We start from the raw sequence: 16,664 nt of genomic DNA, 5'->3' as shown, positions 1-16,664 counted from the left end.
TGACGGCCTCACTTCGGCGCGATGCCGGCGAAATGCAGCACGCCGGCCACCACGATCACCATCGCCAGCGACAGCGGCAGGAACACCTTCCAGCCGAGGCGCATCAGTTGATCGTAGCGGTAGCGGGGCACGATCGCCTTCGCCATCGCGAACAGGAAGAACATGAAGAAGACTTTGAGCGAGAACCAGATGATCCCCGGCACCCAGTTGAAGGGCGGCAGGTCCACCGGCGGCAGCCAGCCTCCGAGGAACAGGATCGTCGCCAGCGCGCACATCGTGACGATCGCGACATACTCGCCGAGCATGAACAGGAGGTACGGCGTCGAGCCGTATTCGACCATGAAGCCGGCGACGAGCTCGGATTCGGCTTCGACGAGGTCGAACGGCGGACGGTTGGTTTCCGCCAGCGCCGAGACGTAGAACACCACGAACATCGGGAACAACGGCCACACATACCAGTTCAGGATGGTAAGCTGCGGCAGTCCGATCAGGCTGGCGAGGCCTCGGGCATGCTGCGCTTCGACGACAGCCGAGAGGTTCAGCGTGCCGGCGCAGAGCAGCACGGTGATGATGACGAAGCCGATCGAGACTTCATAGGACACCATCTGCGCGGCCGAGCGCAGCGCGGCCAGGAACGGGTATTTCGAGTTCGACGACCAGCCGGCCATGATGATGCCGTAGATCGACAGCGACGAGATCGCGAAGATGAAGAGGACGCCGACATTGATGTCGGAGATCACCCAGCCGAGATTGGTCGGGATCACCGCCCAGGCGGCGAGCGCGAGCACGCATGAGACCAGGGGAGCAAGGAGAAACACGCCCTTGTTGGCGCCGGCCGGGATGATCGGCTCCTTCAGGACGAACTTCAGCAGGTCGGCGAAGGACTGCAGCAGGCCCCAGGGGCCGACCACGTTCGGACCGCGGCGGATCTGCACCGCCGCCCAGATCTTGCGGTCGGCGAGCAGGATGTAGGCGATCGCGACCAGCAGGACGACGAGCACCAAGACGCTCTCCGCGACCATGATGATCAGCGGCCAGAGGAAACCGGTCCAGAATGCGCTTTCGAAGAATTCCATCAGATCACGCTCACTCCGCTGCGGTCAGCATCTGCCCGGAGGCAAGCCGCGAGCACTCCGCCATCACGGCGGACGCACGGGCGATTGGGTTGGTCAAATAGAAGTCCTCGACCAGAGGCTTGAACGGCGCCTTCTCCGGCGAGCCGCCCTTCCCTGCCAGCTTCTTGATCTGGTCGGCCGAGCCGGCCGCGATCTGGTCGAGACGGATCAGATGCGGCACGGCCTTGAAGATCGCCTGGCGCAGGGCGGCAAGCGAGTCGTAGCCGAGCTTCTTGCCGAGCGCTTCCGAGAGCGCGCGGACGATCGCCCAGTCCTCGCGGGCTTCGCCCGGCGGGAATGCGGCACGTCCCGTCATCTGCACGCGGCCTTCGGTGTTGACGTAGATCGCGGACTTCTCGGTGTAAGCGGCCGCCGGCAGGATCACGTCGGCGCGGTGCGCGCCGCGGTCGCCATGGGTGCCGATATAGACGACGAAGGTGCCGTCCGGCGCCTTGATCTCGTCGGCGCCGAGCAGGAACAGCAGGTCGAGCGTCCCGAAGGTCGTCATCTGCGCGGCGTTCAGGCCGCCGGCGGTGGCGGAGAAGCCGATGTCGAGCGCGCCGACGCGCGAGGCGGTCTCGTGCAGCACGCCGAAACCGTTCCAGCCGTCCTTGACCGCACCGACATCCATCGCGAGCTTGGCGGCGGCGGCCAGAATGGCGGCGCCGTCGTGACGCGAGGCCGCGCCCGCACCGACCAGGATGATCGGGTTCTTGGCGTTCTTCAGCACGTCCATGAAGGAGTGCTTGCCGGCCGCGAGCTCGCCGAGCGTCTCGGTGCCTGCGCCGAGATGGTCGTAGTCATAGGTCAGGTCGGCCTTGGCGCCGATCACGCCGACCTTGAAGCCGCCGGAGCGCCAGCGCTTGCGGATGCGGGCGTTGAACACGGCCGCTTCCTTGCGCGGATTGGCGCCGATGACGAGCAGCGCGTCGGCCTGCTCCACGCCTGCAAGCGTCGGGTTGAAGATGTAGGAGCCGCGGCCGAGCGCCGGATCGAAGGCGTCGCCGCCCTGCACCGCCAGATTGCTCGAGCCGTATTTGGCGAGCAGATCCTTCAGCGCGAACATCTCCTCGACACCGGCGAGGTCGCCGGCGATCGCGCCGATGCGCTTGCCGTCGGTGCGTGCCGCTTTCGCTGCGATCGCGGCAAAGGCCTCGGGCCAGCTCGCCGCGCGCAGCTTGCCGGCTTCGCGGATATAGGGCCGGTCGAGGCGCTGGGTGCGCAGGCCGTCGACGATGTGGCGGGTCTTGTCCGAGATCCACTCCTCGTTCACGGCCTCGTTGATGCGCGGCAGCACGCGCATCACCTCGCGGCCGCGGGTATCGACGCGAATCGCCGAGCCAACGCCGTCCATGACGTCGATCGACTGGGTCTTGCCGAGCTCCCACGGGCGGGCCGCGAAAGCATAGGGCTTCGAGGTCAGCGCACCGACCGGGCAGATATCGACGAGGTTGCCCTGCAACTCCGACGTCAGCGCATGCTCCAGATAGGTCGTGATCTCCATGTCCTCGCCGCGACCGGTCGCGCCCATTTCAGGGGCGCCGGCGACTTCCGCCGAGAAGCGGACGCAGCGCGTGCACTGGATGCAGCGGTTCATCGAGGTCTTGACCAGCGCGCCGAGATACTTGTCCTCGACCGCGCGCTTGTTCTCGGCGAAGCGGCTGGTGTCCACACCATAGCCCATCGCCTGGTCCTGGAGATCGCACTCGCCGCCCTGGTCGCAGATCGGGCAGTCCAGCGGATGGTTGATCAGAAGGAATTCCATCACGCCTTCGCGCGCCTTCTTCACCATCGGCGAACGGGTGGAGATTTCCGGCGGCTCGCCCTTGGGACCCGGACGGCAATCGCGCACGCCCCAGGCGCAGCTTGCGACCGGCTTCGGGCCGCCCTTCACCTCGACGAGGCACATCCGGCAATTGCCGGCGATCGACAGCCGCTCGTGATAGCAGAAGCGCGGAATCTCGGCGCCCGCGGCTTCGCACGCCTGGAGCAGCGTGTATTCCGGCGGGACATCGATCTCTTTGCCGTCGATGATGAGCTTGGTCATTCTTCCTACTCCGCCGCGACCATGTTCACGGGATCGCGGACGCCGATATCGTCGATGTCAGACTTGTGCGAATACTGGTCGATGCGCGCTTCGATCTCATGACGGAAATGCGCGATCAGGCCCTGGATCGGCCAGGCGGCTGCGTCGCCGAGCGCGCAGATGGTGTGGCCTTCGACCTGCTTTGTGACTTCGAGCAACATGTCGATCTCGCGCTTGTGGGCGCGGCCTTCGGCCATGCGGGTCAGGACGCGCCACATCCACCCCGTGCCCTCGCGGCACGGCGTGCACTGGCCGCAGCTCTCGTGCTTGTAGAAGTACGAGATGCGGGCGATGGCACGGATCAAATCGGTGGACTTGTCCATCACGATCACGGCCGCGGTGCCGAGGCCCGAGCGCAGCTTGCTCAAGCTGTCGAAATCCATCGGCGTGTCGATGATCTGCTCGGCCGGCACCATGCGCACCGACGAGCCGCCGGGGATCACGGCCTTCAGATTGTCCCAGCCGCCGCGGATGCCGCCGCAATGCTTGTCGATCAGCTCACGGAACGGAATGCCCATGGCCTCTTCGACGTTGCAGGGCCGCTCGACATGGCCGGAGATGCAGAACAGCTTGGTGCCGACATTGTTCGGACGGCCGATGCCGGCGAACCAGGCCGCGCCACGGCGCAGGATGTCCGGCGCCACTGCGATCGACTCGACGTTGTTGACGGTGGTCGGGCAGCCGAACAGGCCGACATTGGCCGGGAACGGCGGCTTCAGGCGCGGCTGGCCCTTCTTGCCCTCGAGGCTTTCGAGCAGCGCGGTTTCCTCGCCGCAGATATAGGCGCCGGCACCGTGCGCGACGTAGATGTCGAACGGCCAACCGTTGACGTTGTCCTTGCCGACGAGCTTCGCCTCATAGGCCTGGTCGATCGCGGCCTGGAGATGCTCGCGCTCGCGGATGAACTCGCCGCGGACATAGATGTAGCAGGCATGCGCGTTCATGGCGCAGCTGGCGATCAGGCAGCCCTCGATCAGGAGATGCGGATCGTGCCGCATGATCTCGCGATCCTTGCAGGTGCCGGGCTCGGATTCGTCGGCGTTGACGACGAGATAGCTCGGCCGGCCGTCGGTCGATTCCTTCGGCATGAACGACCATTTCAGGCCGGTCGGGAAGCCGGCGCCGCCGCGGCCGCGCAGGCCCGACGCCTTCATCTCGTTGATGATCCAGTCGCGGCCCTTGTCGATGATATTCTTCGTACCATCCCAGGCGCCGCGGCGCCGCGCACCCTCGAGCCCCCAGTCATGGAGGCCGTAGAGGTTCTTGAAGATGCGGTCCTTGTCCTCGAGCATATCAGTGCTTTCCGATCAACGATTGGACTGCTTGTAGGCAAGTCCGGCGGCGCAGACGGCGAAGGTCAGCGCCCAGAGCAGGCTGGATTCCAGCGACGCGTTCAGGCTGAAACGCTGAAGCAGGAAAATGAAAATGGCCGCCACCGCGGCATGCATCGCGATGAAGCCCCACTTCTTCATGGCACCGCTCCCCTCCACTGCCGGCGACGAGAGATCCCGCATCAGGTGATCTCCTTCAGCGTGGTCGGCCCGTTGATCGGCGCCGAGAACTGACGGCCGTTCTGCGGACCGGGCTTGGGCGGATTGCCGGAGGCAAAGCCGTCGAGCACCTTGCCAAAGCTCTCCTTGGTCAGGTCCTCATAGGTGTCCTTGCCGATCAGCACCATCGGCGCGTTCACGCAGGCGCCGAGGCACTCGACCTCTTCCCAGCTGAAATTGCCGTCCTTGGAGAGATGGAAGGGCTCGTGATGGATGCGGTGCTCGCAGACGTGGATGAGGTCCTCGGCGCCGCGCAGGCGGCACGGCGTGGTGCCGCAGACCTGGACGTGGGCTTTCTTGCCGACGGGGGCGAGCTGGAACATCGTGTAGAAGGTCGCGACCTCGAGCACGCGGATATAGGGCATGTCGAGCAAGTCGGCGACGGCGCGGATGGCGGCTTCCGACACCCAGCCTTCGTGCTGTTCCTGGACGCGCCAAAGGATGGCGATGACAGCGGAGGCTTGCCGGCCGGCCGGATATTTCGCGATCTGCTGCTTGGCGAACGCGAGGTTCTCCTCCGTGAACGCAAAGCTCGCGGGCTGGACTTCCTTCGGTGCTAATCGGCGGACGGACATCTCTTAATCTCTCACTGCATGCGGCGCGTGGTCTTGGCATTCAGAGTCTTGGCATTCAGGGCATCGATCCTGTCCTGCCAGAATGCGCTTGCGGTGCCGAAAACGTTGTAGCCGACGTGGGTCGAGACCTTGATGCGGTCGAGGATCGACAGCTCTTTCACGGTCTCCATCCGGTTGCTGCGCGGATCGAACACGATCAGCTTCAGCGGGGTCTGTTCGAGGATGTAGCGCGACACTGCGTGGCTGCGGTCGCTGCCGTGCTCCTCGCACATGATGACGCTGTCGGTCTCAAGCAGCCGGGCGCCGCCCTTGATCGCCTCGATCTCGACGCCCTCGACGTCGAGCTTGATCAGGTATTTGCCACTCGCCGCAACCTTGCCGTCGTCGATGAGGTTGTCCAGCGCGATGACCGGCACCTCCTCGCCGCCCGACGACGGATCGCCGGCGATGCTGAAGGCCTCGTGCTTGGTGCCTGACAGCCGCGCGGTGCCGCGAGCGGCGCCGATCGCGCATTTCAGGGTCTCGAAGCGGCCAGCGTTGACGCGGGCGTTGTTGGCGAGCTTCGGATAGTTCTGCCCCGACGGCTCGATCGCGATCGCCTTGTGCGAGCCGAACGGCCTGCTCGACACCAGCACCGACCAGTAGCCGTAATTGGCGCCGCAATCGAGCAGCGTGTAGTCGACGTCGATGGAGTCGGCGAACAGGAGCTCCAGCTCGTCTTCATAGATATAGGAGCGGTTGAGCAGCTTGCTCCAATAGCCGTCGCCATAAGGGAATTCGAACACGGCGTCGGGATTGAGCTTGATCGCGATGTTGCGCTCGGGCAGCGTTTTTCGCAGCAGGTTCGCGCAGGCGATGTAGCCCATATGCGAGAAGTGCGACGAGATCTTCGATCCCGTCACCAGCGCCAAGGCAGCCGTCCGCTCCCACAGGTTGGCCCCTTCAAGGGCCCCCGAGGCGCGGTCAAACTGGATTGGCGCCTGCGCCATCACCGATCGACCTCTCCGAACACGATGTCGAGCGAACCCAGGATCGCCGAGACGTCGGCGAGCAGATGGCCCCGGCAGATGTGATCCATGGCCTGGAGATGGGCGAAGCCCGGCGCGCGGATCTTGCACTTGTAGGGCTTGTTGGTGCCGTCGGCGACGAGATAGACGCCGAACTCGCCCTTGGGCGCCTCAACCGCGGCATAGACCTCGCCGGCCGGCACGCGGACGCCTTCGGTGTAGAGCTTGAAGTGGTGGATCAGCGCTTCCATCGAGCGCTTCATCTCGCCACGGCGCGGCGGCGCGACCTTGTTGTCCTCGACGACGACGGGGCCCCTGCCCTCAGGCGCGTTCAGCTTCTGGATGCACTGCTTCATGATGCGCACCGACTGGCGCATCTCTTCCATGCGGATCAGGTAGCGGTCGTAGCAGTCGCCGTTCTTGCCGATCGGAATGTCGAAATCCATCTCGGCGTAGCACTCATAAGGCTGCGACTTGCGCAGGTCCCAGGCGGCGCCCGAGCCGCGCACCATCACGCCCGAGAAGCCCCACGCCCAGGCTTCCTTGAGCGGCACCACGCCGATGTCGACGTTGCGCTGCTTGAAGATACGGTTGGCGGTGAGCAGCCGGTCGAGGTCATCAACCACCTTGAGGAACGGATCGCACCAGGCTTCGATGTCGTCGACCAGCTTCTGCGGCAGGTCCTGATGCACGCCGCCGACGCGGAAGAAGGCCGCATGCATGCGGCTGCCCGAGGCGCGCTCGTAGAACACCATCAGCTTCTCGCGCTCTTCGAAACCCCACAGCGGCGGGGTGAGCGCGCCGACGTCCATCGCCTGCGTGGTGACGTTGAGCAGATGCGACAGGATGCGACCGATCTCGCAATAGAGCACGCGGATCAGCTGGCCGCGGCGCGGCACCTCGATGCCGAGCAGCTTTTCGGCGGCGAGGCAGAAGGCGTGCTCCTGGTTCATCGGCGCGACGTAGTCGAGCCGGTCGAAATAAGGGATCGCCTGGAGATAGGTCTTCTGCTCGATCAGCTTCTCGGTGCCGCGGTGAAGCAGGCCGATATGGGGATCGACACGCGCGACGACTTCACCGTCCAGCTCCAGCACCAGGCGCAACACGCCGTGCGCCGCCGGATGCTGCGGGCCGAAATTGATGGTGAAGTTGCGGAGGTTTTCGGGTTGCTCGTTCATGGTCAGACCTTCGGCCCCGCCTTCTCGTCACCGGGAAGCGGATAGTCCGCCCCTTCCCACGGCGAGAGGAAATCGAACTTGCGGAATTCCTGGTTGAGCCTGACAGGCTCGTACACCACCCGCTTCTCCTGGTCGTCGTAGCGGACCTCGACGAAGCCGGTGGTCGGGAAATCCTTGCGCAGCGGATGGCCCTCGAAGCCGTAATCGGTGAGGATGCGGCGCATGTCGGGATGGCCGACGAAGAACACGCCATAGAGGTCGTAGGCCTCGCGCTCGAACCAGTCGGCGCCGGGGAACACATCGATCAGCGACGGCACCTGGGTGGTCTCGTCGGCCTGGGCCCTGAGCCGGATCCGCGTGTTCAGCGTCGGTGACAGAAAGTGGTAGATCACGTCGAAGCGCTTCTCGCGATCCGGATAGTCCACCGCCGTGATGTCGGTGAAGTTGACGAAGCGGCAGCTCGGATCGTCGCGGAGGTACTTGACCACCTCAACGATCTTGCTGGCCTCGACATCCACCGTCAGCTGGTTGAAGGCCACCGAATGACCGGTGGCCGCGCCCGGAAGCGCGCTAACGATCGTTTGCCCAAGGGCGTCGAGCTTGCCATCGTCCATGACGTAAAACCTTAGCGTTCGATGGTGCCGGTGCGCCGGATCTTCTTCTGAAGCAGCAGCACGCCATAGAGCAGCGCTTCCGCCGTGGGCGGGCAGCCCGGCACATAGATGTCGATCGGCACGATGCGGTCGCAGCCGCGCACGACCGAATAGGAATAGTGATAGTAGCCGCCGCCATTGGCGCACGAGCCCATCGAGATGACGTAGCGCGGCTCGGGCATCTGGTCGTAGACCTTGCGCAGCGCCGGGGCCATCTTGTTGGTGAGCGTACCCGCGACAATCATCACGTCGGACTGACGCGGCGAGGCACGCGGCGCGAAGCCGAAGCGCTCGACGTCGTAGCGCGGCATCGACACCTGCATCATCTCGACCGCGCAGCAGGCGAGACCGAAGGTCATCCACATCAGCGAGCCGGTGCGCGCCCAGGTGATGAGGTCGTCGGTCGCGGCCACGAAGAAGCCCTTGTCGGACAGCTCCGAATTGACCTCGAGGAAGAACGGATCATTGGCCCCGACCGGCTTGCCGGTCGACGGATCCAGAATGCCCTTGGGGGCCGGCGCGAGAACCGGACCGGCGGACGGTGCAGGGTTCAATCCCATTCCAGTGCCCCTTTCTTCCATTCATAGGCGAACCCGACCGTCAGCACGGCGAGGAACACCACCATGGACCAGAAGCCGGTCGCGCCAAGCTTGCCGAACGCCACCGCCCAGGGAAACAGGAACGCCACCTCGAGATCGAAGATGATGAAGAGGATGGCGACCAGATAGAAGCGGACGTCGAACTTCATGCGGGCGTCGTCGAAGGCGTTGAAACCGCACTCATACGCCGACAGCTTTTCCGGGTCCGGCTGCTGGAACGCCACGATGAAAGGCGCAATCAGCAGCACAAGGCCGATGAGGCCCGCTACCCCTATGAAGACAACGAGTGGAAGATAGTTCTGTAGAATGCCGCTCATTGGCGAGCCCTTTTTCCCGCGACGTCGGGGGAGCCGCGGATTCGTCCCGATTTGGAATTATTCTGAGCCTTAGCGCAGTGCACCAATGGGCGCAAGACACGCTCTTTTTAGGCCCTTTGCCGCCCCAGAACGGTAGAAATCCCGGAATCACCCCGCGGCTGGTATGGAGCAGATCGACCGCCCCAGCAAGGGCGATCCCGATCAGTCCAAGTGCGCTCGGCGGTGAGATCCGCTGTTGGGGAAGCTCACTTTATCGAGGCCGCGCAGCAAAATCTACAACGAGGACAGGCGCCCAGCGTCATCCGGGCGACATACTGGCCGCGCCTTCCTCGGAGCGGTACAGCCAGGGGAGCCGGTGATGGTCGCGACCGCGGTGCAAGAAAGACACGTATCCACAGGCGCGACGGTCAGACGAGCCATGCATCACGACGGGACCGGGGCTCGTCCGGCGAATGCGTCGGCTGGCGCACCCGGACCGGCCGCGAGCGCGGCGTCGGCGACTTGCCGGGGGCATCGCACGCGCCGCGCTCGCATGAGCTCCGGGCCGGGGGGCATCGCCCGGCAGCTCATCGATCTCCCGGTGGAAGATCGGCGGTATCAGTCAGCGAAGCAGACAGACGGCCGAGATCAGGCCGGTCCGAAGCCCGACAGGTGCAGCTTCACCATGCCTGCCCTCGCCCCCGTCCCCGGTCATTCGGCTCACCATTTGTAGGAGACGCTGGCGGTGATGCGCCGGCGGTCGCCGTAGAAGCAGGACGAGGCCGCCGCGCAACTCGCGACGTAGACCTTGTCGGTCAGGTTGATCACGTTCAGCGCCGTGCGCCAGTTCTGCCATTCGTAGTGGAGCGCGAGGTCGCCGAGAACCACCGCGGGAACTTCGAGCGTGTTGGCGGTGTCGGCCCAGGACGAGCCGACGTAGCGGACGCCGCCGCCGAAGCCGAACCCCGTCAGCGGTCCTTCCTTGAAGGTGTAGTCCGCCCATCCTGACGCCAGGAGTGAAGGCGTGTTGGTCGGCGTCTTGCCGATCAGCGTCGGATCGAGATCCCTGCTGGTGAAGATGTGATAGCTGGTGAAGGCGCCAATCAGCTTCAGCTCCTTCGTAACATTGGCCACCGCCTCGAGCTCGATGCCGCGCGAGGTCACCTCACCGGTCTGGTTCTGCAGCAATGAATTCGACGGATCGGTCGTCAGCGCGTTCTGGCGCTTCAGGTCGAAAGCCGAAACCGTGAAATAGCCATCGAAGCCCTTGGGCTGCACTTTCAAGCCGACTTCGGCCTGCTTGCCGGTTTCCGGCAAGAGCAACTGGTTGCTGGCATTCAAGCCAATGACCGGGTTGTAGCTCGTCGAATAGGAGACGTAGGGCGCGATGCCGTTGTCGAAATTGTAGATCAGGCCTGCGCGTCCGCTGAACCTGCTGTCGTCGCGGCTGGCAACCGTGGCGCCCGTAAAGCGTTTGTCCTGGGTGGTCTCGACCCAATCATTGCGGCCGCTCAGCACCAGCGTGAAATTGCCGAGCTTCATCTGGTCCTGGAGATAGGTACCGGCCTGCTTCTGCGTGATCCGGAAGTTTCGGAACGGATCGCCCGCGAACGGAATGTCGCTCAATCCGTAGGTGGGATTGAAGACGTTGATCGAGGGCACGCCGCCCCCGAAGAGCTGGTAATCGTCGATCTGATAGCCCTTCAGGTCGACGCCGAACAGCATCGTGTGTTTCACCGGGCCGGTGTCGAAGCGATACTCCAGCTGGTTGTCGAGATCGGCCTGGTTGGCGGTGTTCTTCGCATACCAATTGTAGCGGTTGAGAGTGGCCGTGTTGACGTCGGCCCAACCATTGCCGACGTAACCGCGATAGGTCACGTCGACATGGGCGAAGCGCGCATTCTGCCGGAACGTCAGATCGTCGTTGAGATTGCGCTCGAACTGGTAGCCGAGCATCTCCTGCTCGCGCGTGAACTTGTCGACACTGGGATCGCCGGTAAAGAAGCTGGTCGGAATCTTGCCGAAGGGCGCATTGGTCACCGTGCCCTGGTAGGGCAGGAAGTTGATGCCACGCGTGTCCTGCTTCGAGGCCGAGGCCAGCACCGTGAAGGTGGTGTCGGCATCCGGCTTCCAGGTGACCGACGGCGCGATGAAGTAGTTGTTGTCGGGCGTGAAGTTGACCTGGGTCGGGCCGTTCTGGACCTGGCCGACGACGCGATAGAACAGCTTGCCGTTCTCGCTCTGCGTCGTGACCGGCCCGCCGACGTCGAATCCGACATAGGCGTTGCCGAAATTGTTGACACCCGTCTCGACGTAGCGGATCGGCTCGGCCGGCGGCATCTTGCTGATGACGTTGACGATGCCGCTCGGGCTCGATCCGCCATAGAGCACCGCCGACGGGCCGCGCAGCACCTCGACACGTTCCATGTTGGGCGTCTGGAGCTTCCAGCTCGCATAGGACGTGTAGAACAGCTGCATGCCGTCGAGGAACAGCCCGACGTCGTCGGACTTGAAGCCGCGGATCAACCACCAGTCGTTGCGCGTATCCGCGCCGAAGGTCCCTGCCCGTACGCCGGCGGTGTAGCGCAGCACCTCGTCGAGCTTGTTCGGCTTCTGGTCGCGGATCTGTTCCGCGCCGATCACCGAGACCGCCTGCGGCGTCTCCATGATCGGCGTGTTGGTTTTCGTGCCCGACGAACTGCGACCGGCGACGTAGCCATTCACCGGCCCGCGCGGCGTCTCGACGAAGCCGACATTGCGCTGCGGTTGCGGCTTGTTGCGATTGGCGGCCTGCACCGACCGCCGCTGCGCGCTACGCACGACCGAAGCGGGTGCGCGGCGGCGCGCCTCCGGCGCCGTGACGGTCACCGACGGCAAGCTCTGTGCGCCACCCTGCATAGACGATTGTGCGAGCGATGCCTGCGGCACCAAGACCCAAGCGGATGCGGTCGCCAACACGGCCGACCGCAGCATTCCAAGATTGTTCAACGCGCCACCCCAAAGCTGCATGTTCGATGCGTCATGCCGCCTGTCCCGGGACGGCATGCGCTTAAGGGTGACGCTTATGAGAGGGCGCGCGATTTCGCTAATTGAAAGCTTCTTAGAGAGACTCTTAGAAGCGATCTATCATTTCCGGAGATTGCCGAGAGATCAGCGCGAATTCTTTTCCGCCTCGAGCATCTCGGCGGCAACCGCGCTGAGCTGATCGATCTGCCGCAGCAGCGCATCGAACTCGGCTTCGCTCAACTGTTCCAGCAGGCGCCGGTTGCGTTCCTGCGCGCCTTCGACGATCGCATCATGCGCGGCAAGGCCCGTTGCGGTCAGCGAGACCAGCACTTCGCGGCTATCCTTCGGATTTGCCGACTTCGCAATCAGCTTGCGCGACACGAGGTTCGCGAGCGCCCGGCTGATCTGTCCCTTGTCCTGGCCGACGGCCTCAGCGAGCCGCGCCACGCTCATCGGCGGGCGCCGGCCGAGCGAGGCGACGAGACCGAACTCGACGGAAGACAATCCGGTGAGGCGCTTGTAGCGCAGGATGGCGCCGCGCTTGAGCAGATTGGCGAGCACCATCAGCCGCGACGACAGCATGACGGTGATCGGCGCCGGCTCGCTCTCGTCCGCCTCGGGCGTCGTCCACCCGTCCCTCGGTGTCTGGTTCATGATCCACCTGTGCCAAGAAAGCGGTGGCCTGCCAAGCCCAAGCCAAAGCCCAAGTCCAAGTCCAAAGCCCAAGTCCGAAGCAAGTCCCAAGCTCAAGGCAGGCCGCCTCCCCCCCTCATCCGACTGCGACTAAGAGGCATTTGGAAGATCGTTGACATTGTCATCGAACTATTTTTCACTGAGGAAAAGGCATCAAAAAGGCCCAGCCAGCCCACAGCGGGAGGACCAGCATGACCATCACCCAGCGGGATCGCGATCTCGGCACGGCCTATGCGATGAAGCCGGCGCAGACGCGCACGGAGCTCACCTCGGTCGTGCGCGGCACGCCGATGGGCGAACTGCTCCGCCGCTACTGGCACCCGGTCGGGCTCGTCGGTGACGCCACCGGCACTCCGAAGAAGGTGCGCGCGCTGGGCGAGGATCTGGTGCTGTTCCGCGACAAGCTTGGCCGTGCGGGTCTCCTGCACGCGCGCTGCTGCCATCGCGGCACCACGCTCTACTATGGCAAGGTCGAGGAGGACGGCATCCGCTGCTGCTATCACGGCTGGAAGTTCGACACCGAGGGCCACTGCCTGGAGCAGCCCTGCGAGCCCGACGGCGGCCAGTTCAAGGTCAAGGTGCGCCAGCCCTGGTATCCGGTCGAGGAACGTTACGGGCTGATCTTCGCCTATATGGGCCCGGCCGAGAAACGCCCGGTGCTGCCGCGCTATGAGTGCCTCGAAAACATGGACGACGGCGAGTTCGTCGAGGCGGACGATTCCTCGATCGGCGGCGGCGGACCGGCAGTGATCCCCTGCAACTGGCTCCAGCATTTCGAGAACGTGGTCGATCCCTATCACGTGCCGGTGCTGCACGGCTCGTTCTCGGGGCCGCAATTCACTGACATGATGGCCTCGATGCCGGAGGTGAGGTTCGACACGACGCCGCGCGGGATCGCCGTGCGCTCGATCCGCAAGCAGGATGACGGCAAGGTGTTCTATCGCGTCACTGAAGCCGCCCTCCCCACCTTGCGCGTCGTGCCCAATCCGCGCGTGGCGCAGTTCGCCCGCGTCGAGTCGATCGGCTGGACGCTGCCGATCGACGACACATCGTTCCGCATTTACGTCGCCGGCCGCGTCAAGACATCAGGCGACATCGGCCGCATGCGCTCGAAGTTCAACGGAAAATTCTGGTGGGACATGACCGAGGCCGAGCACCAGCAATTCCCGGGTGATTACGAAGCCCAGGTCGGCCAGGGCGAGGTGACGGTTCACTCCGAGGAGCATTTCGGCCAGAGCGACCGCGGCATCCTGATGATCAGGCGCATGCTGAGCGAACAACTGGAGGCGATGGACGCAGATCGCGACCCGATCGGCGTGTCATTCGATGCAAGTGCTGCGCTGGTCGAATTCGAAGCGGGGAATTACATCCGCGACGCGTGAAGCTGCCAGCTCCAATCAGTGCTGGACCGACAACGACAACAAAGACAAATTGGGGGGATGCGATGGTCGATGTGACGTCACAAGTGTCGGTGCAAACGGCCACCGCGGCAAAGCCCTCGGCGCGGCGCTATTACGTGCTGGGGCTGCTCACCATCATCTACGCGCTGAACTTCCTCGACCGCACGATCTTCAACGTCCTGATCGAGCCGATCAAGAAGGAGTTCGCCCTCAGCGACACCATGATGGGCCTGCTCGCAGGCTTCGGCTTCGCGCTGTTCTACTCCCTGCTCGGCATCCCCATCGCGCGCGCCGCCGACCGGCTCAACCGGCGCAACATCGTGGCCGTGGCCTTCGCGTTCTGGAGCGCGATGACGGCGCTGTGCGGCGCGGCCTCGAGCGTGACCTCGCTGGCGCTGGCGCGCATCGGCGTCGGCATCGGCGAATCCGCGGGCTCGCCCGCCTCGCAGTCGATCGTCGCCGATCTCTTCGCCAAGAACGAGCGCCCGCGCGCGCTCGGCATCTACGCCATCGGCACCTATCTCGGCGTCTTCCTCGGCTATTTCGTCGGCGGCTACGTCAACCAGCACTATGGCTGGCGGATGGCGTTCTATGTCGCGGGCTTGCCGGGCATCCTGCTCGCATTGGTCCTGTGGCTGACGATCTCCGAGCCGAAGCGCGGCGCCATGCAGGAGAGCTTCGTGCCCGAACCGCTCGGACCGACGCTGCGGTTCCTGGCCTCGCAGCGGAGCTTCGTCATCGTGCTGATCGGCTTCTGCCTCACCACCTACACGAACTACGCGACCGCGGCGTGGATCCCGCCGTTCCTGGCCCGCGTGCACCATCTGTCGAGCGCCGAGATCGGCACCTATGCCGGCACCTTCAAGGGGCTGGCCGGCATGGCCGGCACCCTGCTCGGCGGCTTCGTGGTGGCGCAAGTGAGCCGCAGCGACGACCGCTGGAAGCTGTGGGCGCCCGCGATCACCTCGGGCCTCGCCGGCCCGGTGTTCGCGCTGTGCATGCTGACGCAGGATTTCGCAATGATGGTGGCGATGCTGGCGCTGACCTCGTTCCTGGTCGGCTTCCATCTCGGGCCGATCTTCGCGATCGCCCAGACCGTGGCAAAGCCGAGCATGCGGGCGCTGGCCTCCGCGCTGATCGCGCTCACCGCGACCTGCTTCGGCCAGGGCGTCGGCCCGCTCGCCGTCGGCATGGTCAACGATGCCCTGAAGGGGAGTTACGGCGCAGACGCCGTGCGTTACTCCCTGCTCTCGGCGGCGGTCACGACCACGCTGGGCGCCCTGCTGTTCGTCTGGGCCGCCCGCGCGATCCGGGCCGATATCGGCCGGGCCGCGGCCTGAGGCCATTTTCGGCCATAAGCCCGGCGAAACCAACCGGGCATATTAATGAAACCATTTTGCGGAACCCGCGAAACCATCCGGAAACAGATGGTCCTTAAGACATGAGCCCATAGACGGCGGCAAAGCCCGTCGGGAGGCTCAGATGAACCACTCAATTCACTCTGCTGATCGTGCGACCCACCTGAAGATCGTGGTGGTGGCGCTTGTAGCCGGCATTGTCGTGGCCGGCTTCGGGATCGCGGCCCGCACCAATGCCGATTACAGCCAGACCGCCCAGTCGACCCACGTGGTCAAGGCCGGCAAGCCGGTGGTGGTGACGAGCGCGGGCTCGTCGGAGATTCGCTGACACGCCCCGTTCCGGGCTGACCATTGGCCGCCTCCGGGCGGCCTTTTTCGTTTTCCAGAGCAATGCTTAGCCGATGTGTCCTGACGAAGCGCAACGTCCTTGACTTCAACAGGTCCCGCCTTTAAGTCCCCCCTCGTTCCGCGCGCTTTCAGCGAACCACGCGGGAGTAGCTCAGTTGGTTAGAGCGCCGGCCTGTCACGCCGGAGGTCGCGGGTTCGAGCCCCGTCTCTCGCGCCATTTTGGCAATACCTTCATAGTCTTAGCCCGACCCCCCCGATGCTTTCACGGCACTGACGGCGCTTGCCGGCGTCCGGCGGGAACTCGTGGCATAGTCAGCCCGCGCCCGAATCGTCTACGCCTTCCAGGACTTAGAGGGATCCCCACGCTTTACCGGCTTTTCCGGGGCTTCCCTGTCATTGAGGAGGCCAGACATGGCTAAAAAAGATTCGGCTAAGAAGGATTCGGCGAAGAAGGCAGCCGCTCCCGCCACCATCACGCTCAAGCACCTGGCCGCTGACATCGCGGAGAGCCAGGACCTGTCGAAAAAGCACGCCGAGGCCGTCCTGACCGACATGGTCGACCTGATCGCCAAGCATCTCAAGAAAGGCGACCGCGTCCGCATCGTCGGTCTTGGCATCCTCCAGGTCCGCAAGCGGGCCGCCCGGACCGGCCGCAACCCCGCCACCGGCGAGGCCATCCACATCAAGGCCAGCAAGAAGGTCGTCTTCCGCCCGGTCAAGGAACTGAAGGAAGCGATCTAGAGGCGGTTCCGACGCCCACTTCGCTCGAAAACGCTCTGGCCGCTACTTTTCGTTAAGCC

General features: G+C 64.4%; 16 protein-coding genes and 1 tRNA gene. 5 read left to right on the top strand and 12 right to left on the bottom strand.

What is annotated here, in order from left to right; translation table 11 throughout:
• Positions 1-8: 8 nt before the first annotated feature.
• The 12 genes from nuoH to XI08_RS22155 form a co-directional block, all read right to left on the bottom strand.
• Positions 9-1,076, bottom strand: a complete 1,068-nt coding sequence (nuoH, locus tag XI08_RS22210; RefSeq protein WP_084302793.1) for an NADH-quinone oxidoreductase subunit NuoH — start codon at positions 1,074-1,076, stop codon at positions 9-11.
• 10 nt (positions 1,077-1,086) lie between these two features.
• A complete protein-coding gene (nuoG, locus tag XI08_RS22205) occupies positions 1,087-3,162 on the bottom strand; it encodes an NADH-quinone oxidoreductase subunit NuoG (RefSeq protein ID WP_027548099.1) in 2,076 nt (691 codons plus the stop codon).
• Positions 3,163-3,167: 5 nt separating this feature from the next.
• Positions 3,168-4,493 carry an NADH-quinone oxidoreductase subunit NuoF gene (nuoF, locus tag XI08_RS22200; protein WP_271575965.1) on the bottom strand — a complete coding sequence of 442 codons (1,326 nt, stop codon included), beginning with the start codon at positions 4,491-4,493 and terminating at the stop codon, positions 3,168-3,170.
• 15 nt (positions 4,494-4,508) lie between these two features.
• Positions 4,509-4,715 carry a hypothetical protein gene (locus tag XI08_RS22195; RefSeq protein WP_011087679.1) on the bottom strand — a complete coding sequence of 69 codons (207 nt, stop codon included), beginning with the start codon at positions 4,713-4,715 and terminating at the stop codon, positions 4,509-4,511.
• Positions 4,715-5,326, bottom strand: a complete 612-nt coding sequence (gene nuoE / locus XI08_RS22190; protein ID WP_135176018.1) for an NADH-quinone oxidoreductase subunit NuoE — start codon at positions 5,324-5,326, stop codon at positions 4,715-4,717. The genes XI08_RS22195 and nuoE overlap by 1 nt, the downstream gene beginning before the upstream one ends.
• 11 nt (positions 5,327-5,337) lie before the next feature.
• On the bottom strand, positions 5,338-6,315 hold the full coding sequence (locus XI08_RS22185) for an FkbM family methyltransferase (RefSeq protein WP_271575964.1): 978 nt from the start codon (positions 6,313-6,315) through the stop codon (positions 5,338-5,340).
• Positions 6,315-7,511 carry an NADH-quinone oxidoreductase subunit D gene (locus XI08_RS22180; protein WP_271575963.1) on the bottom strand — a complete coding sequence of 399 codons (1,197 nt, stop codon included), beginning with the start codon at positions 7,509-7,511 and terminating at the stop codon, positions 6,315-6,317. Before XI08_RS22180 ends, XI08_RS22185 begins: the two co-directional genes overlap by 1 nt.
• 2 nt (positions 7,512-7,513) lie before the next feature.
• Positions 7,514-8,125 (bottom strand): NADH-quinone oxidoreductase subunit C, encoded by a 612-nt coding sequence (locus tag XI08_RS22175; protein ID WP_027548105.1) that lies wholly within the window; start codon positions 8,123-8,125, stop codon positions 7,514-7,516.
• 11 nt (positions 8,126-8,136) lie between these two features.
• Positions 8,137-8,718 carry a NuoB/complex I 20 kDa subunit family protein gene (locus XI08_RS22170; protein WP_371090238.1) on the bottom strand — a complete coding sequence of 194 codons (582 nt, stop codon included), beginning with the start codon at positions 8,716-8,718 and terminating at the stop codon, positions 8,137-8,139.
• Complete coding sequence (locus XI08_RS22165) at positions 8,715-9,080, bottom strand: NADH-quinone oxidoreductase subunit A (RefSeq protein ID WP_008136158.1); 366 nt, start codon at positions 9,078-9,080, stop codon at positions 8,715-8,717. Before XI08_RS22165 ends, XI08_RS22170 begins: the two co-directional genes overlap by 4 nt.
• 699 nt (positions 9,081-9,779) lie before the next feature.
• On the bottom strand, positions 9,780-12,032 hold the full coding sequence (locus XI08_RS22160) for a TonB-dependent siderophore receptor (RefSeq protein ID WP_271576005.1): 2,253 nt from the start codon (positions 12,030-12,032) through the stop codon (positions 9,780-9,782).
• Between the two features lie 177 nt (positions 12,033-12,209).
• Complete coding sequence (locus XI08_RS22155) at positions 12,210-12,719, bottom strand: MarR family winged helix-turn-helix transcriptional regulator (RefSeq protein ID WP_025576485.1); 510 nt, start codon at positions 12,717-12,719, stop codon at positions 12,210-12,212.
• Positions 12,720-12,949: 230 nt separating this feature from the next.
• Between XI08_RS22155 and XI08_RS22150 the strand changes: the two genes are divergently transcribed.
• From XI08_RS22150 to XI08_RS22130, 5 genes are all read left to right on the top strand, one after another.
• Positions 12,950-14,140: an aromatic ring-hydroxylating dioxygenase subunit alpha gene (locus XI08_RS22150; RefSeq protein WP_271575962.1), complete on the top strand. Its 1,191-nt coding sequence runs from the start codon at positions 12,950-12,952 to the stop codon at positions 14,138-14,140.
• Between the two features lie 62 nt (positions 14,141-14,202).
• Positions 14,203-15,498, top strand: a complete 1,296-nt coding sequence (locus tag XI08_RS22145) for a spinster family MFS transporter (RefSeq protein ID WP_025576487.1) — start codon at positions 14,203-14,205, stop codon at positions 15,496-15,498.
• 142 nt (positions 15,499-15,640) lie between these two features.
• A complete protein-coding gene (locus XI08_RS22140; RefSeq protein WP_271575961.1) occupies positions 15,641-15,844 on the top strand; it encodes a hypothetical protein in 204 nt (67 codons plus the stop codon).
• Between the two features lie 160 nt (positions 15,845-16,004).
• Positions 16,005-16,081 (top strand) — tRNA-Asp (locus XI08_RS22135).
• Between the two features lie 194 nt (positions 16,082-16,275).
• Positions 16,276-16,605 (top strand): HU family DNA-binding protein, encoded by a 330-nt coding sequence (locus XI08_RS22130; protein WP_027548111.1) that lies wholly within the window; start codon positions 16,276-16,278, stop codon positions 16,603-16,605.
• Positions 16,606-16,664 lie beyond the last annotated feature (59 nt).

This window comes from Bradyrhizobium sp. CCBAU 11361, from assembly GCF_028128935.1.
Lineage (GTDB): Bacteria > Pseudomonadota > Alphaproteobacteria > Rhizobiales > Xanthobacteraceae > Bradyrhizobium > Bradyrhizobium niftali.
Note: the sequence above shows the minus strand (reverse complement) of the source record. Positions and strands in the feature narration are given on the sequence as shown.